The sequence below is a fragment of the Dactylosporangium siamense genome, from assembly GCF_016862795.1.
GTDB lineage: Bacteria > Actinomycetota > Actinomycetes > Mycobacteriales > Micromonosporaceae > Dactylosporangium > Dactylosporangium siamense.
Genome location: NZ_BONQ01000014.1, coordinates 49,779 through 74,859 on the forward strand (window position 1 = coordinate 49,779; position 25,081 = coordinate 74,859).

Annotated in this window: 23 protein-coding genes; 13 read left to right on the forward strand and 10 right to left on the reverse strand. The window is 70.9% G+C overall.

The features are described from left to right. Window positions 1–9: 9 nt before the first annotated feature. Window positions 10–1,194: an ROK family transcriptional regulator gene (locus tag Dsi01nite_RS02125; protein ID WP_239135622.1), complete on the reverse strand. Its 1,185-nt coding sequence runs from the start codon at window positions 1,192–1,194 to the stop codon at window positions 10–12. Window positions 1,195–1,512: 318 nt separating this feature from the next. On the opposite strand from Dsi01nite_RS02125, the gene mmsA reads away from it, so the two are divergent. The 5 genes from mmsA to Dsi01nite_RS02150 all read left to right on the forward strand — a co-directional run bounded on the left by mmsA (window position 1,513) and on the right by Dsi01nite_RS02150 (window position 8,076). Beyond that, complete coding sequence (gene mmsA / locus Dsi01nite_RS02130; RefSeq protein ID WP_203844268.1) at window positions 1,513–3,063, forward strand: multiple monosaccharide ABC transporter ATP-binding protein; 1,551 nt, start codon at window positions 1,513–1,515, stop codon at window positions 3,061–3,063. Further along, window positions 3,060–4,361, forward strand: a complete 1,302-nt coding sequence (gene mmsB / locus Dsi01nite_RS02135) for a multiple monosaccharide ABC transporter permease (protein ID WP_203844269.1) — start codon at window positions 3,060–3,062, stop codon at window positions 4,359–4,361. Before mmsA ends, mmsB begins: the two co-directional genes overlap by 4 nt. Window positions 4,362–4,416: 55 nt before the next feature. Further along, window positions 4,417–5,529: a substrate-binding domain-containing protein gene (locus Dsi01nite_RS02140; protein ID WP_203844270.1), complete on the forward strand. Its 1,113-nt coding sequence runs from the start codon at window positions 4,417–4,419 to the stop codon at window positions 5,527–5,529. Window positions 5,530–5,601: 72 nt separating this feature from the next. Continuing rightward, window positions 5,602–6,798, forward strand: coding sequence for an ROK family protein (locus Dsi01nite_RS02145; protein ID WP_203844271.1), 1,197 nt, complete (start codon window positions 5,602–5,604; stop codon window positions 6,796–6,798). A gap of 48 nt (window positions 6,799–6,846) precedes the next feature. After that, on the forward strand, window positions 6,847–8,076 hold the full coding sequence (locus tag Dsi01nite_RS02150) for a M48 family metalloprotease (RefSeq protein WP_203844272.1): 1,230 nt from the start codon (window positions 6,847–6,849) through the stop codon (window positions 8,074–8,076). Here Dsi01nite_RS02150 and Dsi01nite_RS02155 read toward each other — a convergent pair. Continuing rightward, window positions 8,073–8,573, reverse strand: a complete 501-nt coding sequence (locus tag Dsi01nite_RS02155; RefSeq protein WP_239135623.1) for a roadblock/LC7 domain-containing protein — start codon at window positions 8,571–8,573, stop codon at window positions 8,073–8,075. The two genes, Dsi01nite_RS02150 and Dsi01nite_RS02155, sit on opposite strands and share 4 nt — an antisense overlap. Beyond that, window positions 8,570–8,908, reverse strand: a complete 339-nt coding sequence (locus tag Dsi01nite_RS02160; RefSeq protein ID WP_373318716.1) for a hypothetical protein — start codon at window positions 8,906–8,908, stop codon at window positions 8,570–8,572. Before Dsi01nite_RS02160 ends, Dsi01nite_RS02155 begins: the two co-directional genes overlap by 4 nt. A gap of 352 nt (window positions 8,909–9,260) precedes the next feature. On the opposite strand from Dsi01nite_RS02160, the gene Dsi01nite_RS02165 reads away from it, so the two are divergent. Then, a complete protein-coding gene (locus Dsi01nite_RS02165) occupies window positions 9,261–11,195 on the forward strand; it encodes a S8 family peptidase (RefSeq protein ID WP_203844274.1) in 1,935 nt (644 codons plus the stop codon). Window positions 11,196–11,224: 29 nt separating this feature from the next. Here Dsi01nite_RS02165 and Dsi01nite_RS02170 read toward each other — a convergent pair whose 3' ends face one another. Together Dsi01nite_RS02170 and Dsi01nite_RS02175 are read right to left on the reverse strand one after the other, a co-directional pair. After that, the gene (locus Dsi01nite_RS02170; protein ID WP_203844275.1) at window positions 11,225–12,148 is read right to left on the reverse strand and encodes a hypothetical protein; all 924 of its coding nucleotides are present in this window, start codon (window positions 12,146–12,148) and stop codon (window positions 11,225–11,227) included. Window positions 12,149–12,161: 13 nt separating this feature from the next. Further along, window positions 12,162–12,584: a MarR family winged helix-turn-helix transcriptional regulator gene (locus tag Dsi01nite_RS02175; protein ID WP_239135624.1), complete on the reverse strand. Its 423-nt coding sequence runs from the start codon at window positions 12,582–12,584 to the stop codon at window positions 12,162–12,164. A gap of 88 nt (window positions 12,585–12,672) precedes the next feature. On the opposite strand from Dsi01nite_RS02175, the gene Dsi01nite_RS02180 reads away from it, so the two are divergent. The 4 genes from Dsi01nite_RS02180 to Dsi01nite_RS02195 all read left to right on the forward strand — a co-directional run bounded on the left by Dsi01nite_RS02180 (window position 12,673) and on the right by Dsi01nite_RS02195 (window position 16,078). Then, window positions 12,673–13,299 (forward strand): FMN-dependent NADH-azoreductase, encoded by a 627-nt coding sequence (locus Dsi01nite_RS02180; protein WP_203844277.1) that lies wholly within the window; start codon window positions 12,673–12,675, stop codon window positions 13,297–13,299. Between the two features lie 75 nt (window positions 13,300–13,374). Continuing rightward, complete coding sequence (locus Dsi01nite_RS02185) at window positions 13,375–14,667, forward strand: sensor histidine kinase (protein WP_203844278.1); 1,293 nt, start codon at window positions 13,375–13,377, stop codon at window positions 14,665–14,667. Next, window positions 14,655–15,302, forward strand: coding sequence for a response regulator (locus Dsi01nite_RS02190; protein WP_203844279.1), 648 nt, complete (start codon window positions 14,655–14,657; stop codon window positions 15,300–15,302). Before Dsi01nite_RS02185 ends, Dsi01nite_RS02190 begins: the two co-directional genes overlap by 13 nt. A gap of 11 nt (window positions 15,303–15,313) precedes the next feature. After that, the gene (locus tag Dsi01nite_RS02195) at window positions 15,314–16,078 is read left to right on the forward strand and encodes a hypothetical protein (RefSeq protein ID WP_203844280.1); all 765 of its coding nucleotides are present in this window, start codon (window positions 15,314–15,316) and stop codon (window positions 16,076–16,078) included. Window positions 16,079–16,120: 42 nt separating this feature from the next. Here Dsi01nite_RS02195 and Dsi01nite_RS02200 read toward each other — a convergent pair whose 3' ends face one another. From Dsi01nite_RS02200 to Dsi01nite_RS02210, 3 genes are all read right to left on the reverse strand, one after another. Beyond that, window positions 16,121–18,562, reverse strand: a complete 2,442-nt coding sequence (locus Dsi01nite_RS02200) for a PQQ-dependent sugar dehydrogenase (protein ID WP_203844281.1) — start codon at window positions 18,560–18,562, stop codon at window positions 16,121–16,123. A gap of 321 nt (window positions 18,563–18,883) precedes the next feature. After that, window positions 18,884–19,567, reverse strand: a complete 684-nt coding sequence (locus Dsi01nite_RS02205) for an HAD family hydrolase (RefSeq protein ID WP_203844282.1) — start codon at window positions 19,565–19,567, stop codon at window positions 18,884–18,886. Further along, window positions 19,564–20,385 (reverse strand): tRNA(His) guanylyltransferase Thg1 family protein, encoded by an 822-nt coding sequence (locus Dsi01nite_RS02210; RefSeq protein WP_203844283.1) that lies wholly within the window; start codon window positions 20,383–20,385, stop codon window positions 19,564–19,566. The genes Dsi01nite_RS02205 and Dsi01nite_RS02210 overlap by 4 nt, the downstream gene beginning before the upstream one ends. Before the next feature lie 135 nt (window positions 20,386–20,520). Between Dsi01nite_RS02210 and Dsi01nite_RS02215 the strand changes: the two genes are divergently transcribed. From Dsi01nite_RS02215 to vanX, 3 genes are read left to right on the forward strand one after another with little or no spacing between them, the layout of a single operon-like run. Further along, window positions 20,521–21,519, forward strand: coding sequence for a D-isomer specific 2-hydroxyacid dehydrogenase family protein (locus tag Dsi01nite_RS02215; protein WP_203844284.1), 999 nt, complete (start codon window positions 20,521–20,523; stop codon window positions 21,517–21,519). Beyond that, a complete protein-coding gene (vanA, locus tag Dsi01nite_RS02220; protein ID WP_203844285.1) occupies window positions 21,512–22,552 on the forward strand; it encodes a D-alanine--(R)-lactate ligase in 1,041 nt (346 codons plus the stop codon). Before Dsi01nite_RS02215 ends, vanA begins: the two co-directional genes overlap by 8 nt. Beyond that, entirely contained in the window at window positions 22,549–23,193 is a 645-nt protein-coding gene (vanX, locus tag Dsi01nite_RS02225) for a D-Ala-D-Ala dipeptidase VanX (RefSeq protein WP_203844286.1), read from the forward strand. The genes vanA and vanX overlap by 4 nt, the downstream gene beginning before the upstream one ends. On the opposite strand, the gene Dsi01nite_RS02230 is transcribed toward vanX, so the two are convergent. Both Dsi01nite_RS02230 and Dsi01nite_RS02235 read right to left on the reverse strand, forming a co-directional pair. Beyond that, window positions 23,150–24,283, reverse strand: a complete 1,134-nt coding sequence (locus Dsi01nite_RS02230; protein WP_203844287.1) for a sensor histidine kinase — start codon at window positions 24,281–24,283, stop codon at window positions 23,150–23,152. The genes vanX and Dsi01nite_RS02230 overlap by 44 nt on opposite strands. Next, window positions 24,276–24,962, reverse strand: a complete 687-nt coding sequence (locus Dsi01nite_RS02235; RefSeq protein ID WP_203844288.1) for a response regulator transcription factor — start codon at window positions 24,960–24,962, stop codon at window positions 24,276–24,278. Before Dsi01nite_RS02235 ends, Dsi01nite_RS02230 begins: the two co-directional genes overlap by 8 nt. Between the last annotated feature and the right edge of the window lie 119 nt (window positions 24,963–25,081).

Here is a 25,081-nt window from a genome sequence, read left to right on the forward strand (position 1 = left end):
CTCAGGGTCTCACTCGGACAGCAGGGAGGAGACCTGCGGGGAGAAGGTGGCGTGCAGCACGAGGGCGGCGCCGCCGACGACGGCCGCGTCCACGCCCAGCGGGGACAGCGCGACGTCGACGATGCGGATGCGCCGGGCCAGGGTGCGGGTCGCCAGGGCCCGGACCACCGCCTGGCGGAAGCGGGCCTCGACGTGGCGGATGCCGTGGCCGCCGAGGATGACCAGGTCGACGTCGACGATGTTGACGACGTTGACGACGACCGTGGCCAGGTGCTCGGCGGCGGCGTCGATGACCGCGGCGGCGAGGGGGTCGCCGGCCGCGGCGGCGAGGCAGATGGTCGGGTGGTCCACGGCGACGGGGTCGGCGCGGTACAGCTCGGACAGCGACGACGCGGGTGGGTCGGCGGCGAGGAGGCGGTGCGCGGCGGCGACGATGGCCGGCGGGTTGACGAGGCTCTCCAGGCAGCCGCGGTTGCCGCAGTAGCAGCCGGGGCCGTCCTCGGCGACCGAGGTGTGGCCGAACTCGGCGGCGTTCATCGAGCCGCCCCGATACACCTGATGACCCAGGACCAGGCCGCCCCCGACGCCCGTGCCGAGGTGGAAGTAGGCGAAGTTGGCGACGCCGCGGCCGGCGCCGGCCCAGCGCTCGGCGACGGCGGCGGCGGTCGCGTCGTTGTCGAGCGTGACCTCGAGGCCGGTGGCGGTGGCGAGCATTTCCTTGATGGGCACGCGGCTCCAGTTGGCCAGCTGCGGCGGGGAGATGACCATGCCCACGTGCTGGTCGATGGGGCCGGGGGCGGCGAGGCCGAGGCCGAGGACCTGGCTTCGCTGCACGCCGGCTTCGAGCAGCACCTCGTCGACCAGTTCGGCCATGGCCGCCGTGACGAGCGCGGGGTCGGCCGGGCGAGGCGTGGTGCGGCGGGCGGTGACCAGCGGGCGGCCCAGGAGGTCGACCACGACGGCGGCCAGCTCGACGGGGTCGAAGTGCAGGCCGACGGCGCGGCCGGCGTCGGCGTTGAGACGCAGGACGGTGCGTGGCTTGCCGCCGTTCGATGTGCGGGCGCCGTCCTCGCGGACGATGCCCTCGTCGATCAGCCGGCGGACGATGCCGGAGACGGTCTGCGGGGTGAGCCCGGTGTGCTGTGCGATCTCCACGCGGCTGACACCGTCGGCGAGCTGAATCTGATCCAGCACCACAGCACGGTTATATTGTCCTACTTTAGGGAGGTTGGTCCCTACCTGTCGCACGCAGCCCCGCCTTCGTTCAGTTGCTGATCACGTACTGATCACATCCTCTCTCAGGACGTTGACTTTGTAAAACAATTTGATTTAGGCTCGGACACACGCAGCTAACCGCCCGGACACGAGGCAGCGGCTCTCGGCCCGCCCGCGACGCAGCGTCATTACCGGATTGTTACCAACCAGTCCAGCTGGCGGCTTTGCAAAGTCTGCGATCTGAAATAAGTTGGTCGCCACAACAAATGTGCCAACTGGCGTTCCCCCGGAGGCAACATGACGAGCAGCGCTCCGGTCTTGCTGGAGATGCGGTCGATCACCAAGGAGTTCCCCGGCGTCAAGGCGCTCGCCGACGTCAACCTGGTGGTCCGTTCCGGCGAGATCCACGCCATCTGTGGCGAGAACGGTGCCGGCAAGTCCACTTTGATGAAGGTCCTGAGCGGTGTCTACCCGTATGGCTCGTACAGCGGTGACATCATCTACCAGGGCTCCGAGTCCCGCTTCCCGGATATCCGCTCCAGCGAGCACGCCGGCATCGTGATCATCCACCAGGAGCTCGCGCTCGTGCCGGGCATGTCCATCACCGAGAACCTGTTCCTGGGCAACGAGCCCAAGAAGTTCGGCGCGATCGACTGGCAGGCCGCCAACAAGAAGGCCTACGAGCTGATGGCGCTGGTCGGCCTCAAGGAAGACCCCGACACCCTCATCAAGGACATCGGCGTCGGCAAGCAGCAGCTCGTGGAGATCGCCAAGGCGTTCGCCAAGGACGTGAAGCTGCTCATCCTCGACGAGCCGACCGCCGCGCTCAACGAGAACGACTCCCGGCACCTGCTGGACCTGCTGCGCGGCTTCAAGGACCGCGGCATCACCTCGATCATGATCTCGCACAAGCTCAACGAGATCGAGGCGATCGCCGACACCATCACGATCCTGCGGGACGGCCGGACCATCGAGAGCCTCGACGTCAAGGACGACGGGGTCAACGAGGACCGCATCGTGCGCGGGATGGTGGGCCGCGACCTCAACAGCCGGTTCCCCGACCACACGCCCAACATCGGCGAGGTGTTCTTCGAGGTCCGCAACTGGACGGTCCGGCACCCGATCTCCGCCGACCGCCTGGTGTGCAAGAACTCGAGCTTCAACGTGCGCCGCGGCGAGATCGTCGGCTTCGCCGGCCTGATGGGCGCCGGCCGCACCGAGCTCGCGATGAGCATCTTCGGCCGGTCCTACGGGACCTGGCTGTCGGGGCACATCTTCAAGGACGGCCAGGAGATCGAGCTCAAGTCGGTCGCCTCGGCCATCAAGCACGGCCTGGCGTATGTCAGCGAGGACCGCAAGGCGATCGGCCTCAACCTCCTCGACGACATCAAGACGTCGATGGTGGCGGCCAAGCTGTCGAAGATCTCCCGCAACGGCGTGCTCGACCAGGTCAAGGAGCACACCTACGCCGAGACCTACCGGCAGAGCCTGCGGGTCAAGACCCCGACGGTCGACGAGGGCGTCACCAAGCTCTCCGGCGGCAACCAGCAGAAGGTCGTCCTGGCGAAGTGGATGTTCACGGACCCGGACCTGCTGATCCTCGACGAGCCGACCCGCGGCATCGACGTGGGCGCCAAGTATGAGATCTACGGCATCATCCAGAAGCTCGCCGAGCAGGGCAAGGGCGTCATCGTCATCTCGTCCGAGCTGCCGGAGCTGATCGGCCTGTGCGACCGGATCTACACAGTGTTCGAAGGCACCATCACCGGTGACGTCGCCCGTCGCGACGCCAACCCGGAACTCCTCATGAAGCAGATGACCTCTACGAAGAAGATGCCGACGCCATGAGCCGAATCAAAGACCTGCAGAAGAACCTCTTCGGAGGCACGACCTCCAACGCCCGCCAGTTCGGGATGATCTTCGCGCTGGCGGCGGTCGTCCTGTTCTTCGAGATCAAGACCGGCGGCCTGACCCTCACCTCCCGCAACCTCATCGCGGTCGTGAGCCAGTATTCGTACATCCTGATCCTGGCCATCGGCATGCTGATGGTCATCGTGGCCGGTCACATCGACCTGTCCGTCGGCTCGGTCGCCGCGTTCGTCGGCATCATCGTGGCCAAGGCGATGCAGGAGTGGAACCTGCCCTGGTGGCTGGCCATCCTGCTGGGTCTCGGGGTCGGCGCGCTCGTCGGGGCGTGGCAGGGCTTCTGGGTCGCCTATATCGGGGTGCCGGCCTTCATCGTGACCTTGGCGGGCATGCTGCTGTTCCGAGGCGGCAACCAGTACATCGGCAACGCCGACTCGGTGCCGGTGCCGAAGGCCTTCCGGGAGATCGGCGCGGGCTACCTCCCCGAGGTCGGACCGTCGAGCATCCCCTACAACAACCTGACGCTGCTGCTCGGCCTGGCCGCCTGCCTGGCCGTCGCCTACCGGGAGTACCGCGCCCGGCAGACCCGCGTCGCGATGGGTGCCGAGCCGACCCCGGTGTGGGTGTCGCTGATCCGCCTGGCCGTGATGCTCGGCGTGATCATCTTCGCCACGCTGCGCTTCGCCGGCGGCCCCCGGGGCACCAGCTTCCCGGTGTCCGGCATCATCCTGACCGTCCTGGTCATCGCGTATGCCTTCTTCACCCGCAACACGGCCGGCGGCCGCTACATCTACGCGGTCGGCGGCAACGCCCGCGCCGCGGAGCTGTCCGGCGTGCGGCTCAAGCGGGTCAACTTCTTCGTCATGATGAACATGTCGGTCCTGGCCGCACTGGCCGGCATGATCTTCGTGGCACGCTCCGCAGCCTCCGGACCGCAGGACGGTCTGAGCTGGGAGCTGGACGCGATCGCGGCCGTCTTCATCGGTGGTGCAGCCGTCTCCGGTGGTCTCGGCACGATCAGCGGGTCGATCGTCGGTGGTCTGGTCATGGCCCTGCTCAGCAACGGCCTGCAGCTGACCGGCACCGGCTCCGACATGGTCCAGATCATCAAGGGCCTGTTCCTGCTCGCCGCTGTCGCGTTCGACGTCTACAACAAGAGCCAGGGTCGGTTCTCGATCATCGGATCGTTGAGCAAACCCTTCCGCCGGGAGTCAACCGGAGGTCCGTCCGCAACATCCGGAACCGGACAAGAGGCCGCCAAGACCCCGGTGGCCGGCTGACACCCTGTCCCGCCCCAACACCCGCACCTCCATCCGAAGAAAGGCAATGCCAAACATGCGCAAGTTCCTCACCAGGAGCCTCGCCGTCAGCGCGGTCGCTCTGCTCGCGCTCAGCTCCGCCGCCTGCGGCGACTCGGACCGCGACGCCGGCAGCAGCCCCAGTGGCGGTGCCGCCAAGGGCTTCGCCGCCGACTCGCTGATCGGTGTCGCGCTGCCGTCGAAGACGTCGGAGAACTGGGTGCTCGCCGGTGACCTGTTCACCAACGGCCTCAAGGACGCCGGCTTCAAGTCCGACGTGCAGTACGCCGGTGCCTCGACCACGGTCGCGGACCAGCAGGCGCAGATCTCCGCCATGGTCACCAAGGGCGCGAAGGTCATCGTCATCGGCGCCACCGACGCCGCGCAGCTCTCGACCCAGGTCAAGGCGGCCAAGGACGCCGGCGCCAAGGTCATCGCGTACGACCGGCTCATCACCAACACGCCGGACCTCGACTACTACGTCGCGTTCGACAACTTCAAGGTCGGCCAGCTGCAGGGCCAGGCCCTGGTGGACGGCATGAAGGCCAAGAAGGCCACCGGCCCGTGGACCATCGAGCTGTTCTCCGGCTCGCCGGACGACAACAACGCCGGCGTGTTCTTCAACGGCGCGATGGACGTGCTCAACCCGCTGATCGCCAAGGGCGACATCATCGTCGGCTCGGGCCAGAAGGACGTCAAGCAGACGGCCATCCAGGGCTGGAAGGCCGAGGGTGCGCAGTCGCGCATGGACTCCCTGCTGACCTCGACCTACACCGGCGCCAAGACCCTCGACGGTGTGCTCTCCCCGAACGACACGCTGGCCCGCGCGATCATCACCTCGATCAAGGGTGCCAACAAGCCGCTCCCGGTCGTCACCGGCCAGGACTCCGAGGTTGAGTCGGTCAAGTCGATCATGGCTGGCGAGCAGTACTCCACCATCAACAAGGACACCCGCAAGCTGGTTGCCGAGACCATCAACATGGTCAAGGCGCTGCAGGGCGGTAACGAGCCGACCATCAACGACACCAAGTCGTACAACAACGGCTCGAAGATCATCCCGTCCTTCCTGCTCGCTCCGGTCATCGTGACGAAGGCCAACGCCGCCGAGGCGTACGCCAACGACCCGAAGCTGTCCCCGCTCACCAAGTAACAACAGGCACCTGACGTCGTGGGCCCCCGGAACGGTGTTCCGGGGGCCCACGGCCGCTTGAGGGAGCGATCCGTGTCAGCGAGTTCCCAGAGCCCCCAGCGAAGCACCCCCACCCAGGATTCGGTCCGCCGCCAGAACCTGGGCGCGCTCCTGCGCTACGTCCATGTCAGCGGCGACACCTCCCGCGCCGAACTGACCAACCAGCTCGGCCTCAACCGCAGCACCATCGGCGCGCTCACCGCGGACCTCGCCGGCGCCGGACTCATCGACGAGGGCGCCCCACAGGAGACCGGCCGCGCCGGCCGCCCGTCACTGGTCGTGCGCCCCCGCTCGTCGCGGGTCTACGGTTACGCCCTGAGCATCGAGGTCGACCGGCTGCGCGCCGCGCGGGTCGGGCTCGGCGGCAAGGTGCTGGACAGCCGCGAGCTGCCCCGCCCGGCCGGCACCGCGGTCCGCGACACCGTGGCCATCCTGGCCGCCTGCCTCGACGACATGCAGCGCGCCGCACCCGCCGACGCGGTGTTCGTCGGCAGCGGCATCGCGGTGTCCCGCATGATGCGCCACGGCGACGGTGTCGTGCGCATGCTCCCGCCGGGCGGCACTGGCGGCGGCACCACCAGCGTCGGCGCCGCCGGGGATCTGGGCGCGGCGCTGGGCCTGGACCGCCCGCCGGTGGTCGGCAACGTCGCGGACCTCGCCGCCCTCGCCGAACACACCCGCGGCGCCGCCGCCGGCCTCGACAACGTCATCTACCTGCACGGCGACGCGAGCATCAGCGCCGGCATCATCGCCGGCGGCCGCCGGGTCACCGGCCACGGCGGTCACGGCGGCGAGGTCGGCCACATGGTCGTCAACCCGCAGGGTCGCGAGTGCGGCTGCGGCTCCCGGGGCTGCTGGGAGACCGAGATCGCGCGGCACGTGTCGCTGGACCGCGACGCCGTCCTGGCCTGCGTCGAGGCGGCCCGGCTCGGCGACCCCACGGCCCGCGACGCGGTCCGCCAGGCGGCGGACTGGCTCGGCTTCGGCGTCGCCAACCTGGTCAACATCTTCAACCCGACCGCCGTCGTGTTCGGCGGCGCGCTGCGCGAGCTGTACCTGGCCGGCGCCACCCACGTCCGCGGCCGCCTGTCCACGATGGCCCTGCCCGCCTGCCGCGAGCACGTGCGGCTGCGCACCCCGCTGCTCGGCGACGACGCCCCACTGGTCGGCGCGGCGGAACTCGCCTTCGAGCGCCTCCTCGCCGACCCCCTGGAAACCGCCGAACCGTGACCGTCCGGGGCAGACAAAGTTCCGCCCCGGACCACAGAATGATCAACCGTGACGGCCGCTGCCATCGGTACCCACCAGACCTGCCCGCAATGCCAGGGCCACCTCGCCGGGACGGACCCGGCCCCGCCGTGGTGCCCGGCGTGCGAGTGGAACCTCGGCGCGTTCGACCGGCACCGGGTGCCGAGGATGTGGGGGCTGCGGGCCGCCGACCGGGCCGACCACTGGCTGGCGTTCCGGCTCAACCGGCGGCAGCACGCCTCGCTCGCCGGCCGCCCCGTCGGGCACCACGGCAACCCACTCGCCCGGGTCGCGATGCTGCTGCTCGCCGCGCCATTGGTGCTGCTCGTGCCGCTGGTCCTGGTCGCCGGCGTCCTGCTCACGCTCGCCGGCTCGATCGGCGCGGTCCTCGGGCCCGTGCTGATCCTGTGCGTCCTCATCATGGTGTGGCCGCACCGGCGGGAGCGGCACCGCAACCCGTGGACCGTCGACCGGACCGCCGCGCCGGCGCTGTTCGCCCTGCTGGATCGGGTCGCCACGGCCGCGGGCACGCCGATGCCGCACGAGGTGCACCTGGATCACGACGTCAACGCGTACAGCGTCGTGACGCTCCGGCGGCGCCGGATCCTGGGCATCGGGCTGCCCCTGTGGGCCTCGCTCGAGCCACAGGAACGGGTGGCGCTGCTCGCCCACGAGTTCGGGCACTTCGTCAACCACGACTCCCGGCGCGGCGTGGTCGTCCTGGGTGGCCTCCGGGTCCTGCGCGCCATGCTCAACATGCTGACCGCAACCGTGCGGCAGGGCAGCCTGTGGATGGTGCCGGTGGCGGTCGTCGTGACGCCGGTGCTGTGGCTGCTGTCGGCGGCGCTGCTGGTCCTGTCCGGCCGGGACGGCCAGCGGGCCGAGTACCTCGCCGACCGGATCGCGGTCCGCGTCGCCGGCTCGGCGGCCACCGCGGACCTGTTCGACGGCCTGCTCGTCGCCGGTGACCTGCCCGCGGCGATGACGGCCGGGCACCGCAACCTCGCCGACCCGCGCGGCTGGCGGACGGCCGGCACCGCGCTGCGTGCGTCGGCGCCCCTGGAGTCGCTGCGCCTGCTGAGCCTCCGGCACGACGCGGCGCTGCTGCGCTCGCACCCGCCGACCGGCCTGCGGCACCGCATGGTGCGCTCCCGGCCGGAGGAGCAACCACAGGTCGCCCCCACCGAGCAGGAATGGGCGGCGATCGACGGCGAGCTGGCCCCGTGGTTCACCAGGCTGGCGCGCCGCCTCAACGACTAGAGCGCCAGCAGCCCGGCCAGATGGTTGCAGGTGGGGCGGGCCTCGAGGTGCAGGCGGGCGACGTTGAGCCCGTCGCCGCCGAGGACGGCGAGGAGCGTGTTGCTGTTGACCGCGTACACGGTGAAGTACCCACCCTCGTTGCGCATGGTGGCATCGCGGAACGGTGACTGACCCAGCACCAGGCTCACCTGCCGGCCGAGGCCGAAGGTCGTCGCGGCGAGGGCGGCCAGGTCGTGCGGCTCGGCCTCGGGCCCCAGGTCGTAGGTGATCAGGAGGCCGTCGACGCCCGCCAGGACGCTGCCGCGGACACCCGGGACGCGCAGGCGCAGGTCGGCCATCGCCGCGCGGACCGGGGACAGGACCGGGTCGTACGGCTCGGGACGGGCGTCGAAGGCGGCCGGCGGGAGTTGCCCCACCGCACCACCGGGCTCGACGCCCTCCCGGCGTGGGAGGCCCGGCAGCCCGTCCGGGTCGCCGCCGAAGAAGCCGGACGTCACAGCTCGAGGCTCACTTCGATCTGGCGCAGCTGGTGGCGGGCCAGCGCGAGGTTGGCACGGGCCTTCGCCAGCGCGACGTACAGGAACAGGCCGTGCCCGGTGCGCGAGTGCAGCGGCCGGATCAGGTGGTACTGGCTGTCGAGGGTGATGAGGATGTCCTCGATCGGCTCGCCGAGCCCGAGCATCTCGATGGTGCGCAGCTTCGCCCGCACCACGTCGGTGTTGCCGGCCGCGGCCACCGTGATGTCGAAGTCCGGACCGCCGCCGAGGGTGCCCAGGGTCATACCGCTGGTGTAGTCGACGAGCGCGACCGCAAACGCGCCTTCGATGTTCATCGTGCTCTTCAGCGCGATGTCCAGGTTGTTGCTCAAGCGTGCCTCCAGAAGCTGGTACTTACCCCGCCACCCTCGCATAAAACGATCTTTCCTCGCATGCTTCGACGCAGCATTTGGCCAGTCGGCCGATCGCCGAGTGGCTTCATGACTGAGAGCAAATAACTCCCCGCGAAGGTGCCCGCACGCAGCGTACGCGCCGGTTCATAAACAGTTTTGATGTTACGAATCGTCGATGTCTGTTCACCGGGGTGACCCCCGAGGGGCGCGCGCTCCTACCTTCTGCTGCAGCCCTCCGGGGTCGGCGTCAACCGGACCCGGCCACGGAGCTGGCATCCCTCGAGGAGGTCTCACCGTGTTGCACCGAATTACGGCGGCCGGCACCGCGCTCGTGGCGGGGCTGGTCGGCGCCTTCGCGGCGGCCGGACCGGCGACGGCCGTGCCCGCGACCGGCGCGATCCTGTACGCGGACAGTCCCGACGCGGTGTCGGGCCGCTACATCGTCACCCTGAAAGACGGCTCCACCGCGATCGCCACCCAGGCGAGACAGCTCACCGGACGCTTCGGCGGGCAGACCCGGCACGTGTACGACCCGGTCCAGCGCGGCTTCTCGGCGAGCATGTCGGCGCAGCAGGCACAGCGGCTGGCCGCGGACCCGGCGGTGGCGTCGGTGGAGGCGGTGCAGCGCATCACCATCGCCGACACCCAGAACAACCCGCCGAACTGGGGCGACGACCGGATCGACCAGCGGAGCCTGCCACTGAACCAGGCGTTCACGTATCCGGCCAACCCGGGCCAGGGCGCCACGGTGTACGTGCTGGACACCGGCCTCAACGCGAGCCACACCGACTTCACCGGCCGGGTGAAGCAGGGCACCGACATCGTCGACGGCGACAGCAACCCCGCCGACTGCCACGGTCACGGCACGCACGTCGCCGGGACGGCGGTCGGCACGACGTACGGCATCGCGAAGAAGGCGAGCCTCGTCTCGGTCCGGGTCCTGGACTGCCAGGGCACCGGCACCAACGACGACCTGATCGCGGGCATCAACTGGGTGCGGACCAACGCGCAGAAGCCGGCCGTCGCGAACTACTCGATCGGCTGCGGCAGCCGGTGCAGCAGCCAGGCCATGGACAGCGCGGTGTCGAGCCTGATCAGCTCGGGCGTGCAGTTCGTGCAGGCGGCCGGCAACAACGGCGACGACGCCTGCTACTACAGCCCGCAGGGGGTGGCCGCGGCCATCACGGTCGGCAACAGCAACAGCTCCGACGCGCGCAACAGCTCCAGCAACTACGGCTCCTGCCTGGACCTGTTCGCGCCGGGAACGAGCATCGTGTCGGCGTCGTACTCCAGCAACACCGGCAGCGCGACGATGACGGGCACCTCGATGGCCTCGCCGCACGTGGCCGGGTCCGCGGCGCTCTACCTGGGCGCCAACCCCAACGCGACCCCGGCGCAGGTCCGCGACGCGCTGGTCAGCAACGGCACCACCGGCAAGATCACCAGCCCGGGCAGCGGCTCGCCGAACGTGCTGCTGTACACCGGGTTCATCGGCGGCGGCACGCCCACCGACCCCGCCGTCACGAACCCGGGCAACAAGAGCTCTGTCGTCGGCCAGTCGGTCGACCTGCAGATCCAGGGCAGCGGCGGCACCACGCCGTACACCTGGAGCGCGTCCGGCCTCCCGGCCGGGCTGTCCATCGGCGCGTCGACCGGTCGGATCACCGGCAGCGCGACGACCGCGGGCACCTCGAACGTCACGGTGACCCTGAAGGACGCGGCCAACAAGACCGCGTCGACCCAGTTCACCTGGACGGTCACCACCGGTGGCGGTGGCTGCACACCCTCGCAGCCCGTCGGCAACGGTGGCTTCGAGAGCGGCACCTCGCCGTGGACCGCGACCGCGAACGTGATCGGCACCTGGTCGCAGTACCCGGCGCGCAGTGGCACCCGCAACGCCTGGCTCAACGGCGGCGGCCAGGTGCAGACCGACACGGTCTCGCAGCCGGTGGCGATCCCGTCCGGCTGTTCGACCGTCCAGCTGCGCTTCTGGATCCGCATCACCACCGCGGAGACCGAGAACCTGGTCTACGACAGGCTGACCGTCACCCTCGGCAGCACCACCGTGGCCACGTACACGAACCTGGACAGGACCAACGGCTACGTGGAGAAGGTCGTCGACGCGAGCGCGTTCGCGGGGCAGACGGTCACGCTGAAGTTCAACGGGGTCGAGGACTGGTCGCTGCAGACCAGCTTCGTGCTCGACGACGTGTCGGTCAGCGCGTCATGACACGCGGGAGTGGGAGTGACCAATGACGTTCACTCCCACTCCCACCGCATGCCGACGATGCCGGGGGGAACGTCGGAGGCGATGACGTGGGCGCCGTGGGTCGCTCCGATCCAGGTCTCCCACACGCCCTGGTCCGGCGCGTGCAGCCCGCGGCGCTCGAACCGCTGGCAGCGCGCCGGCACCGCGTCGTGGTCGAACTGGACCTGCAGCACGTATTCGGTGACCGGGGTGGAGAAGCCGCGGTAGTAGTTGTCCGTTGTGGACAGTGAGTCGCTGCGGTACTCGTACTCCAGCACCACCGTCTCCCCCTGTGCCAGCATCCGGTCGAAGATGATCTCGGCGGCGACGAGCCCGCCGGTGTCGGTGCGGACCCGGCCGATGCGGCAGTTGCGGATCGCGTTGACGCTCACGTGCGCGCTCGGGTCGTCGGTGAGGAACACCGCCACGGTGCGCGAGACCCGGTCGATGTTGGCGCGCAGCACCTGCCGGCAGGTGAGGCTGATCTCCTGCCGGTGCGGGCCGACGAGATACAGGTCGTGCAGGCTCAACCGGGTCAGCTCGTGATACATCCAGCGGTCCAGCTCGGCGACCATCCTCGCGACGCTGGTCCCGTCGCTGAACAGCCGGTCGATCTCGATCGTCCCGGGCGGCTGGCTCAGCCACCGCCCGCGCGGGCGGCGCGGCCCGAGCTGGACCATGAGCGACTCCTCGGGCAACGCGAGGATCTGCTCGAGCAGCCGGACCGCCTTGAGCGAATCGGGTCGTTCGGGTCGGCTGCGACCCCGCCGCCAGTAGCTCAGCGTGGTGATGCTGACGCTGACGCCCTTGCTGGCGAGCTGCTCCTGGATCTCGTCGAGACGGATGCCCCGGTCCTCGATGGCCAGGTGGAGCGCGGCGGAGAACGGGCCGGTGCGCAGCGCGTGCGCGAGATCGCGGCCCAACCCCTTCTCCATGCCCGGTGAGTATCTACCCCTTGAGCACTTTTTCCAATGCCGTGGCGACGGTGCGCGCCTCCGCCGCGGTCATCCGGCTGGTGAAGTGGGCCTCGATGCCGGCGAGGTAGGTGGGTGCCGCGGCGCGCAGCCTGGCCCGGCCGGCGGTGGTGATCCTGGCGAACGCGGACCGCCCGTCCGCCGGGTTGGCCACCCGCTCGACCAGGCCGGCCCGGGTGAGCTCGTCGACGACGCGGCTGGACCGGCTGCGGCTGACCACCGCCTTCGCGCCCAGCTCCCCCATCGTGAGCTGCCGCTCCGGCGCGGCGTTGAGCTCGAGCAGCACGTCATACCAGGTCAGTGGCAGGCCGTGGGCGGCCTGCAGCTCCTGGTCCAGCACCGGGACCAGCGCGGCGTGCACCCGCAGCAGGCCCGCCCAGGCGGCCGTGTTGTCCATCGTCACACCGTACCAACTCTTGTGCGTGCGCACACAATTGGCTAACTTAGTGCGTGCGCACACACTTTCTTCGTCCCGGAGGTTGGACATGACCACGCTGCTGCACATCTCGGCGTCCCCCCGCGGCGCCCGTTCGGAGTCACTCGCGCTCGCCTCGCGTTTTCTGGAGGTGTACAGCGAGCAGAACCCGACGCACGCAACCGCCGAGTGGGATCTGTGGGACGGCACCCTGCCCGCGTTCGGGCCCGCCGCCGCCGGCGCCAAGATGGACGTCTTCGCCGGCGTCGAGCCCACCGGCGCGGGCGCCGCCGCGTGGGCCGCCGCCCGCGCCGCGTTCGACCGCCTCGCCGCCGCGGACAAGGTGCTCTTCTCGGTGCCGATGTGGAACGCCGGCGTCCCCTACATCCTCAAGCAGTTCATCGACGTGGTGAGCCAGCCCGGCCTGGTCTTCGGCTTCGACCCGGCGGCCGGCTACAGCGGCCTGCTCACCGGCCGCAAGGCCGCGGTCATCTACACCAGCGCCGTCTACGGCGAGGGCCGCGGCCCCGCCTTCGGCGCCGACTTCCAGCGGCCGTACTTCGACGACTGGCTGCGCTGGGCCGGCATCACCGACATCACCACCGTCGAGTTCCGCCCGAACCTCGCCACCCCCGACGCCGACGCCGGCCGCGTCCTCGCCACCGCCGACGCCATCGAGGCCGCGAAGCGCTTCTGAGGTATGCCTGGCACTACCACGAGTCTCGGTCCAGCGTCCTGGTCCGGCCCATCCGGCCACGGCTAGCTTGGGCGCATGACCCCAGGCACCACCTTGCTGCGGGCGGTGCTGCGTCCCCGGTTCCTCGCTTCGGCGTGGCCGTGGCGCGGCATCGCCTACGCCGCGTCCACGGCGGCGGCCTCCGGCGTGCTGTGGCTGCTGCTGTCCGGCCCGGCGGCGCCGCTCGTCCTCGCCGTCGAGGTGCTGCGCCCACCGCGGGCGGCCCATCATCTGCTGCTCGCCGCCGTGCTCGGCCTGGTCGGGGTGGGCCTGCTCGCGCTCGTGGGGCCGGGGCTGGCCCTCGCCGTCGCCCGCGTGGAGCGGTGGCGGCTCCGGCTGGCCGGCGACGGCCCGGCGCCCTTCCGGCACACGGGCGCCCTGGGCACCGACCCGGCCACCTGGCGTACGGGCACCCTGTACACCGACCCGGCCACCTGGCGTGCGGTGGCGTACCTGCTGCTGCTCGCCGTCGTCGCACCGGTCTGGGGCGCGGTGCTCGCCCTGATCGCCCTGCTCGTGGTGTCCACACCGCTGTCGGTGCACCACCACGTGGTCAACCTGCACTCGCCCGGGACCGCGGTCGGCCGCACCCTGCTCGGGCTGGCGCTGATCCCCGTCCTGTTGTACCTGGCCGCTGCCTTCGGCGGTGCGCACGCCGCCCTCGCCCGGCTGCTGCTGTGTGCCGAACCCGACCCGGCCGCCGCCGAACTGGTCGAGGTGGCCAGATCCCGGGCCCGGCTCGCCGACGCGTTCGACGCCGAGCGCCGCCGCATCGAGCGCGACCTGCACGACGTCGCCCAGCAGCGCCTCGTCAGCCTCACCATGCAGCTCGGCCTCGCCAAGCTCGACCTGCCACCCGACTCCCCAGCGGCGGCGGCCGTGGCCTCGGCACACGAGCAGGCGAAGGTCCTCATGGTCGAGCTGCGCGACCTGGTCCGCGGCATCAGTCCACGGACGCTGCGCGAGCTCGGCCTGCGGGCCGCGGTCGAGGAGCTCGCCGCCGGCAGCCCGCTACGGGTCCGCGTCGACGCCGACGCGGGCCGGTTCACCCCCACCGTGGAGACGGTCGCCTTCGCCGCCGTGTCCGAGGCGCTCGCCAACGCCGTGAAGCACGCCACCGCCACCGAGGCCGTCGTCAGCGCCCGGCGGTCCGGCGGCAGGCTGACGGTCCAGGTCCGCGACGACGGGTGCGGCGGCGCCGACCCGGCACGGGGAACGGGCATCACCGGCCTCGCCGACCGGGCCGCGGCGGCCGGCGGCCGGCTGCTCATGTCGAGCCCGGCCGGCGGTCCGACGATCCTGCGGGTGGAGCTGCCGTGCGCGTCGTGATCGCGGAGGACTCCGTCCTGCTCCGCGAGGGCCTCGCCGGCCTGCTGACCCGCTTCGGCTTCGAGGTCGTCGCCGCCGTCGGTGACGCCGCCGCCCTCGTCGCCGCCGTCCGCGAGCACCGCCCGGACCTGACCGTCACCGACGTGCGCATGCCGCCCGGCTTCACCGACGAGGGCCTCCGGGCCGCGGTGGCGCTGCGCGCGGCCGACCCGGATCTCGCCGTGGTGGCGCTCAGCCAGTACGTGCAGCACAGCTACGCCGGTGAGCTGCTCGCCTCGGGTCAGGGCCGCGCCATCGGCTACCTCCTGAAGGACCACATCGCCGACGTCGCGGAATTCGTCGACAAGCTGCGCCGGGTCGCCGAGGGCGGCACCGTCGTCGACCCGGAGGTGGTCCGCCAGCTGATGCAGCGCGGCCGCGACCCGCTCGGCCGGCTCTCCGCCCGCGAACGCGAGGTCCTCGCGCTGATCGCCGAAGGCCACTCGAACGCGGCGATCGCCCGCATCCTCATCCTGACCGAGGCCGGTGTGGGCAAACACATCGGCAGCGTCCTCACCAAACTGCACCTGCCCGTCAGTGACGACACGAACCGGCGCGTCCTGGCCGTGCTCACGTACCTGCGCGGACAGCAGTGAAAAGGAGTCCTGTGCACAGACGCTCAGCCACACTCGCCGGGTGCGCCGTCGCACTCGTCGTGGCCTTCGTCGTCGCCCCGCCCGCCCTCGCCGGTGTGGGCTCGGACGGGTTCACCGACGAGCGTGACCTCATCGGCGCCCTCCATGCGGCGTTCACCGGATACTGGCGCACCGGCGGGCCGGGCTTCACCCCCGACCTGGAGCGGGTCGTCGACTACTGGTTCCGCTACCACGTGGCCAAGGCGGCGATCGCCGCGCTGCTGCTGGCCGTCCTCGTCGCGCTCGGCGCCAGGCTGTGGCAGGCGTACCGCACCTCCGGCGGCGCCGCCGTCGCGACCGCCGGAGCCGCCGTCACGGTGCTCGCGCTGTCCTCGCTGACCGTGGTGATGGCCAACGTCCAGGGCGCGGCCGCGCCGTTCGCCTCCCTGCTGCCGATGCTGCTCGAGGGGCCGGTGGACTGGCCGGCGGACCAGATCCGGCAGCAGCTCGCCGGCGACCCGCACTCACCCGCCCTCACCGTGATCATCGACGACTACGCGTGGTACCACACGGTGATGGCGGTCGTCGCCACCGTCGTGGCGCTCGCCCTCGCCGCCCTGAGCGTCGCGTCGTGGCGGAGGTTCGTCAGGGCCCGCGACCGGCGCGTGGCGCGGGCGGCGTTCGGGGTGCTCCTGGTGCTGTCCACCCTCGCGGTGGCCGTCGTCGCGGTGGCCAACACCACGGTCTCGGCGGACCCCCTGCCCGGCCTCAGAGGGTTCTTCGACGGCGGCTGGTGACCGGGTGCGGGCCCGTGGCACGTGTCCACGGGCCCGCGACGGTCAAGGTGTGAAGCGCAGCCGCACGATGACGTTGTTCAGCACCGTCGGTGTGCCGCCGTTCATGTCGTTGTTCGTCGAGGTGAGCCAGAGCCCACCGTCCGGGGTCTTGACCACGGTCCGCAGCCGGCCCCAGGAGCCGTTGAAGAACGCCCGGGGCGTGTCGGTGGTGGCCCCGGTGATCTTCATGACCCACAGCCGGGTGCCACGGACGGCGGCCATGTAGATCCAGTCGTTGACGATCTCGATGCCGCTCGGCGACGCGGACGAGGTGCTCCACTGCCGCACCGGGTTGACGAAGCTCGGGTTGCTGCAGGTTCCCTCGCAGGTCGGCCACCCGTAGTTGGCGCCCGGGGTGATCAGGTTGAGCTCGTCCCAGGTGTTGTCGCCGAACTCCGAGGACCACAGCCGTCCCTGGGAGTCCCAGGCCAGGCCCTGCGGGTTGCGGTGGCCGAGGCTGTAGACCCGGGTGCCGAACGGGTTGCCGGGCGCGGCCGCGCCGGTGGTGGTGACCCGCAGGATCTTGCCGTTGAGCGAGTTGAGGTTCTGCGCGCGGCTGCTGTCCTGCCCGTCGCCGGTGGTGATGTAGATGTAGCCGTCCGGGCCGAACTTCACCCGCCCGCCGTTGTGGAACCGGTTCTTGGCGATCCCGGTGACGAGGGCCTCACGCGGCCCGATGGCGCCGTTCTCGAACTTGAAGCGCACGAGGCGGTTGTCGGACGCGGCGGTGTGGAAGGCGTACACCCAGTGATCGGTGGCGAAGTTCGGACCGACGGCGAGGCCCAGCAGGCCGCCCTCGCCGGTGGTGGTGACCGCCTCGGAGATGGTGCCGACCACCGTCTTCTGCCCGGCCAGCGTCACCCGGACGATCTCGAACCGGTCCCGCTCGGCGACCAGGGCGCTGCCGTCGGGCAGGAAGGCGATCCCCCACGGCAGGTCCAGCGCGGTGTTGACGTTCCGGTCGAAGATCGGGTCGCCGCCGCCGGCCTGGGTCGACGTGGTCACCGCGAGGGCCGCGCTCGCCGGTGAGGTGTTGCCGTTGGCGTCGTAGGCCAGCACCGTGTACTGGTACGTGGTCGCGGCGGTCAGACCGGTGTCCGTCGCGGTCAGGTCCGGCACGTCGGCGATCTGGGTGCCGTTGCGCGACACCCGGTAGCCACGGACCCCGACGTTGTCGGTGGCGGCGTTCCAGGCCAGGGTGACCGTGTTGGCGGTGATCGCGGTGGTGCGAAGGTTCGCCGGCGTGCCCGGTGGCTGGGTGTCGGTGCCCGGCGGCGTGGTGACCGCCAGGTTGTTGCTGCCCTGCGACGGGTTGCCCGCCGCGTCGTAGGCCAGCACGCTGAACACGTAGGACGTGTTGGGCTGCAACGACAGCGTGGCGGTGAGGATGTTGCCGCCGACCTCCGCGACCACGTTGCCGCCGTTGTAGACGACGTAGCGGGACACGCCGACGTTGTCGGTGGCGGCGTTCCAGGCCAGGTCGACGCCCGTGGGCCGGACCGCGCCGACCACGCGGAGGTTGCTCGGCGCGGTGGGCGGCTGGCTGTCCGACGGCGCGGTGACCCGCAGCCGGTCCAGGTTGGGCCCGCCGTTGACGGTGGTGGCGGCGGCCCGCACCGTGTTCGTGCCGGCGGCCAGGGTCGCGGTGACCGTCTTCTCGGCCCAGGTCGGCCACGCGCCGGTGCCGGGGAAGGACAGCCCGGGAGCGGCCGGCGCGCCGTTGACCGTGACGTCCATCGGCCGGTCGACGGTGGTGCCGTTGGCGTAGCGCAACGTCAGCGGATAGCTTCCCGCCGCGGTCACCGACACGGTGAACTGGACGTAGGAGCCGGCCACGTTGTCGTAGTTGACGAAACCGGTGCCCGTGTAGCCGGCGTGGTTCGCCTCGACCACGCCCTGCGAGATCGTCGCGCTCTCGGCCTGGTAGTCGGTGAACGCGGGCGGCGGCGCGGCGCCCAGGTTCCACTGCTGGCTGCTCACGGCGGCGTTGCAGGCCCAGATGTGCAGCTTGGCGGCGTCGGCGGTGCTGCCGTCGACCACGTCGACGCACTTGCCGGTGGCCGGGTTGACCAGCGTGCGGGCCGTGGCGTTGTAGGTCCACTGCTGGTTGGCGTTGCCCGCGGCGCAGTCCCAGATCTGGACCTTGGTGCCGTTGGCGTTGACCCCGCCGGCGACGTCCAGGCACTTGTTGCCCAGCGCGCGGATCGTGCCGTCGGTGCCGACGGTCCAGGTCTGCGCCGCGCTGGCGTTGCACGTGTAGATCTGCACCTGGGTGCCGTTGACGGTGCTCGCCGCCGGGACGTCGATGCACTTGCCGGACGTGCCGCCGGTGATCGGGCCGACGGTGTCCGCGCTGGCCGGGGCGGCGCCCGCGATCTGGAGGGCGGCAACGCAGGCCGCGGCGGCGAGGACGGCAAGGGTGCGCCTGATCCATGGGGAGTGCATCGGGTCTCCGTTTCCATGGTTGTTAGTTAGGTTTACTTATAGACGTTGCACAATATGTACCGCTGCAGCCCCGGTCAAGTGCACGGCGTCGAATGGCACACGGCAGGCGCGCGTCCTGCCGTGTGCCGGTGCCGCGGCGGCAGGTCAGCCCAGCGAGCGACTCGGCCAGCTGGTCAGGAACGGCCCGAGACCGATGGCCCCAGGCCCAGCCCCACTGGGTTATCCGGTGCTCGGACATGATCAGGTGGAGCGCCGGGGGCCCGTCTGGACCCGACCCAGACCCGGGTCAATAGATGCTCATATGTTTCTGGAACAACCTTGTCAGGTTTGTGCAGGGCGGCCGCCGCGCCGGGGCAGGCCGGTCAGGACCGCGTCCAGGGGCAGCTCGGCGGCGCTGGTCAGGAGCAGGTCCGCGGCCGTGAAGCGGGCGTGGTCCGCGTGCGGGTTCGGCACCGCCACGCAGCGCAACCCGGCGGCGTGCGCCGCGGCCACGCCGTGCACGGTGTCCTCGAACGCGACCGCTTCCTGTGCCGGCAGCCCGAGCCGCTCCAGCGCCAGCAGGTAGACGGCCGGGTCCGGCTTGTGCGCGGCCACCTCCTCGCCGGTGGCCAGCACCTCGAACCGCGCCCGTAAACCGGCCCGGTCCAGCATCGTGCCCACGTGGGTGACCGCCGAGCTGCTCGCCACCGCCAGCCGCAGCCCCAGCTCCCCGGCCCGATCCAGCCAGTCGACGACGCCGGGCGCCGGCTCCAGCACCGTGTTCAACGCCAGCCGGTGCGCCATCCGCAGCGTGTGACTGGATTCGCGGTCGTACGCCGGCCCGACCGCCGCGGCGAGCGCCGCATACCGTGGCTCGTTCGCATCGCCGCCGTGGTCGGCGAAGAAGCCGGCCGGGTCCAGCTCAAGACCGTGCCGCCGCCACTCCCACTGCCAGCTTTCCAGCAGCGTGGTCTCGGTGTCCATCAACAGACCGTCGAAGTCGAAGATCAGCGCCTTGATCGTCACGACGCCAAGTATCCCGCCGCGCACTGCGCTCGCGACCCGGCCGGCCCGAGGGCGGGCAGCGTGGGGATCGTGGCGGCGAGGAAGCCGTCCGGGTTCGGGGTGAAGTGCGGCGCCGCGCCGACCTCCCACCATGACCGCAGCGCCGTCACGGTCTCCTCGACACCGCTGCGTTTGTGCACGAACGTCACGGCCCGCTCACCCGACGCCCGCACGACCACCCGGCCGCGCTTGCAGCCGGCGGGGTAGTCGTTCCAGTTGATGCCCTTCTCGGCGAACAGCAGGTCCTGTGCCTGGCCGGAGTTGACGCCGTGCAGGCGCTGGTGCGGGAACACCGCCCGGGCCGCCATCGAAATGCTGTTGCGGACCGCGTCCCGTTGCCGCCAGATGAAGTAGTTGGCGACCTCGGTGGGGTCGGCGATCGTGAACACGCGGGCGTCGAACATCGCCGGCGGTCCCGGTCGCCGCGCGTTGAGGGTCGCGGTCGCCACGGACGCGGCGACGGAGCACCACTTCTGCACCTCGCCGCCGAACCACGGCTGTGTCCCGGGCGCGGCGAAGTCGACGGCGAGGACCGAGATCTCGTCCGACTGCACGTAGGCGAACACGCTGCCGGCGATCTCCGCGCACAGCGCCTGGGCGACCGCGTCCATGTCCGCCATGAACGCCGCGTCGAACGGCCTGGCGGCACCACGCAGGTAGGACCCGAACGACCTGCCGTCCACGCGCAGCAGCGTGTGGGTGCGCCTCGGCAGCACCGTCCTCGTCACCCGCTCGTAGGCCTTCATCCGGTCGCCGATGCCGTCCCGGTCGCCGCTCATGCGCTGTCACCCCGTCCGTGCGTCGCAGGAGAAGCCAGCCCGTCCTGCGAGAGTCGCAGGAGCATCGGAACATATCGTCGGCGTATCCGAAATCGAATACGTGCCGGCAACAGCCGGTTGCCTTGACTGGAACGCATGACCCACCGCGAACCAGCACGAGCAGGCACCCCCGCGACGGGCATCACGGTGTACGGGTGCGAGCCCGACGAGGCCGCCCTGTTCCGGGAGCTGGCGCCGCACCTCGGGGTGGTGCCGACCATCACGGCGGCGCCGGTGTCCGAGGCCGACGCCGGCCTGGCGCTCGGCAACCGGTGCGTCAGCGTCGGCCACAAGACCCGGGTCACCGGCGCCACGCTGCTCGCGCTGCGCCGCGCCGGCGTCGCCTATGTCTCCACCCGGAGCGTCGGGTTCGACCACATCGATGTGCGGTCCGCGCAGCGGCTCGGCATCGTCGTGGGGAACGTCGCCTACTCGCCCGACAGCGTGGCCGACTACACGCTGATGCTGATGCTGATGGCGGTCCGGGACGCGAGATCCGTCCTGCGCCGCGTGGACGTCCATGACTACCGGTTGCCCGCCACCCGCGGGAGGGAACTGCGCGACCTGACCGTCGGGGTGGTGGGCACGGGACGCATCGGCGCGGCGGTCATCGACCGGCTGCGAGGCTTCGGCGGCAAGGTCCTGGCCAGCGACAGCCGCCCGAAGGCCGGCACCGACCACGTCCCGCTCGACGCGCTGCTGCGGCAGAGCGACATCGTGACCCTGCACACCCCGCTGCACGCGGACACCCGTCACCTGCTGGACCGGCGGCGGATCGAGCTGATGAAACGCGGCGCGTTCGTCATCAACACCGGGCGCGGCCCGCTGCTGGACACCGATGCCCTGGTGCAGGCGCTGGAGAGCGGCAGATTGGGCGGTGCCGCGCTGGACGTCCTGGAAGGCGAGGAAGGGATCTTCTACACCGACCGCAGGAACCGGCCCGTCGCCGACGAGCGGCTGCTGCGGCTGCGGCGGCTGCCGAACGTGATCGTCACTCCGCACACGGCCTACTACACGGACCACGCCCTGAGCGACATCGTGCAGCACTCCATCGTCAATTGCCTGGAATTCGAGAACGGGAGCCAGCGTGGCTAGGTTGAAGATCGGCGTCATGTTCGGCGGATGCTCCGAGGAGCACCCCGTCTCCGTCACATCCGCGCGGGAGGTCGCCCGGAGCCTGGACCCCGAGCGGTACGAACCGTTCTACATCGGGATCACCAGGGACGGCGCCTGGCGGCTGTGTGACGGCCCCGGCGCGGGTTGGGAGCGCGGCGGCGGACGCCCGGCCGTGCTGTCACCGGACCGGGGCGTGCCCGGGTTGCTGGTGCTGGAGCAGGGCCGCTACGAGACGATCGGGCTGGACCTGGTGCTGCCCGTCCTGCACGGCAGGTTCGGCGAGGACGGCGCGGTGCAGGGGTTGCTGGAGCTGTCCGGCATCCCCTACGTGGGCTGCGACGTGCAGAGTTCCGCACTGTGCATGGACAAGTCCCTGGCCTACCTCGTCGCCGGCAGCGCGGGCATCGCCACGCCGGACGTCCGGACCGTCATGGCGGACGAGACCCCCGATCCCGACCGGATCACCTATCCCGTCTTCGTCAAACCGGCCCGGTCCGGCTCGTCCTTCGGCGTCAGCAAGGTGTCCCGAGGGGAGGAGCTCCCGGGCGCGGTGGAGGTCGCGAGGCGGTACGACGCGAAGGTGCTCATCGAAGCGGCCGTCGCCGGTCGTGAGGTCGGGTGCGCGGTCCTGGGCGACGGACCGGACCTGGTCACCGGCGAGGTGGACCGGATCGCGCTGTCCCACGGCTTCTTCAGGATCCATCAGGAGCGTGCACCCGAGACCGGCTCCGAGAACTCGACCCCGATCGTCCCCGCCGACATCCCGGCGGCGTCGCGCGAGCTGGTCCAGGAGACGGCGAAGACCGTCTATCGCGCCCTGGGCTGCCGGGGGCTGGCGCGGGTCGACCTGTTCCTCAAGGACGATGGCACGGTGGTCCTGAACGAGGTCAACACCCTCCCCGGTCTGACCTCGTACAGCCGCTACCCGAGAATGATGGCGGCGGCGGGTTGGCCGCTCGCCGAGGTGATCGACCGGCTCGTGTCGCTGGCACTGACGGGAAAACTCCGATGAGCGACGTCTTCGTGTTCGTCGACGAGTTCGTGCCCGGAATCCGCTGGGACGCCAAGTATGCGACCTGGGACAACTTCACCGGCAAACCGGTGGACGGATACCGGGCCAACCGGATCGTCGGCACGACGGCCCTGTGCGCCGCTCTGCGGAGGGCCCGGGACGGGGCCGCGTCGCGCGGCTTCGGCCTGCTGCTGTGGGACGGGTACCGCCCGCAACGCGCCGTCGACTGCTTCGTGCGCTGGTCGCGGCAGCCCGAGGACGGCCGGACGAAACCGCGGCACTACCCGAACATCGACCGGGCCGAGATGATCGAGCGCGGATATGTGGCCACCAGGTCGGGCCACAGCCGGGGCAGCACCGTCGACCTGACGCTCTACCATCTCGCCACCGGCGAGCTGGCCGCGATGGGCGGCGACCACGACCTGATGGACCCGGTCTCGCATCACGCGGCGGCGGGCATCACGCCGGTCGAGGCGGACAACCGGCAGACCCTCTGCGCCGTCATGGAGGCCGCCGGGTTCGCCCGCTACGACTTCGAGTGGTGGCACTACACGTTGCGCGACGAGCCGTACCCGGACACCTATTTCGACTTTCCCATCACCGAGCTGATCGGGCTCCAGCACCTGGCAGCCGCACCGTGACGCTGAGCCCACCGTCGGGGCGGGGGGTGAGGGTGAGGGTCCCGTCGTGTGCCTCGGCGATGCGCTTGACGATGGCCAGGCCGAGGCCGACACCCGCGTGGCCGTCGTGGATCCGGCCGGTGCCGCGCTGGAACGGCTCGACGATGGTGGCGACCAGCGTCGGGGTGAGCCGCTCGCCGGTGTTGTCGACCGTGAGCGTCACGGTCGTCGCCTCGACACCGGTCGTGACCCACACCGTGCCGCCCGCCAGGTTGTGGACGATCGCATTGTGCACGAGGTTCGTCGTCAGCTGCAGCAGCAGCGCGTGGGAGCCGGTCGTGGGCGCGATGTCGCCGGAGGTCTCGACGGTGATGCCGCGTCGCTCCGCGAGCGGGAGCAGCGTCTCGGCGGCCTCCTCCGCGATGAGCGACAGGTCGACGTGCTCCCGGGTGAAGGAGCGTTGCTCGGCCCGGCTGAGCAGGAGCAGCGCCTCGGTGAGGTCGATCGCCCGGGTGTTGATCACCCGGAGACGCTCGACGAGCTCGCCATTGTCGCGGTCCGGATCGTTGCGGGCCACGTCGAGCAGCGTCTGCGTGACCGCGAGGGGGGTGCGCAGCTCGTGGGAGGCGTTGGCGGCGAATCTGCGCTGCTCGGCGACGTGGGCCTCCAGGCGCGCGAGCATGGCGTCGAAGGCGTCGGCGAGCTCGCGGAACTCGTCACCGCGGCCTTCCAGCTCGATCCGGTGGGACAGCGACCCGTCCCCGGCCTGGCGGGTGGCCCGGGTGATGCGGGTCAGGGGCGCGAGCATGCGGCCGGCGAGGATCCATCCTCCCAGCAGGCCGAAGATCAGCAGGACGACCAGCATCGCGGCGGCCTTCGGGGCGAAGGCGGCCTCCAGGTCGGCGCGGTTCGGCGCGATGATCGGCGACGGCGGGCGCCGGCCGCCCTGCCCCATGGTGGGCACGTCCGTGCCGGACTGGATCACCTCGGGCACGTAGCGCAGCAGGAACACCCACACCACGGCGAGCAGCAGGACACCGGCCAGCATGAGGAACCCCGCGTAGCTGAGGGTCAACTTCAGGCGGACGCTCGGACCGGGCGCCCTATCCACGGTCCCCTCCGGCGCCGGCTGCCGTCTCGATGCGATAGCCGACGCCGGCCACGGTGGCGATGATCGCGGGTTCGCCGAGCCGTTTGCGTAACGCCGAGACGGTGATGCGCACGGCGTTGGTGAAGGGGTCGGCGTTCTCGTCCCAGGCCCGTTCCAGGAGCTCCTCGGCGCTGACGACACCGCCTTCCGCGGTGACGAGGACCTCGAGCACGGCGAACTGTTTCCGGGTGAGCGCGACGTAGCGGCCGTCGCGGTACACCTCGCGGCGGAACGGGTCCAGGCGCAGGCCCGCGATCTCCCGCACGGGCGGCCGGTTGTGGGCCCGCCGGCGGTCGAGCGCCCTGAGCCGCAGGACCAGCTCCCGCAGTTCGAACGGTTTCGTGAGGTAGTCGTCGGCGCCGAGCTCGAACCCGGAGGTCTTGTCGTCGAGCCGGTCGGCGGCGGTGAGCATCAGGATCGGCATCCCGCTGCCGGAGGCGACGATACGTTCGGCGATCTCGTCGCCGGAGGGCCCGGGAATGTCACGGTCGAGGACGGCGATGTCGTAGGCGTTGACGCTCAACAGCTCCAGTGCGATGTCACCGGTGCCGGCGATGTCGGCCGCGATCGCCGCCAGGCGCAGCCCGTCCCGGATGGCCTCGGCCATGAACGGCTCGTCCTCGACGACCAGTACCCGCATGATCCCGATGCTACGAGCGGCGGCATATCGCCGGCGTATCGAACACCGGATCCGCCGCGACGCGCCTCAGACGGGAGTCGAACCCGCTACGGGCTGTTTTAGAGACAGCTGCCCGGCCG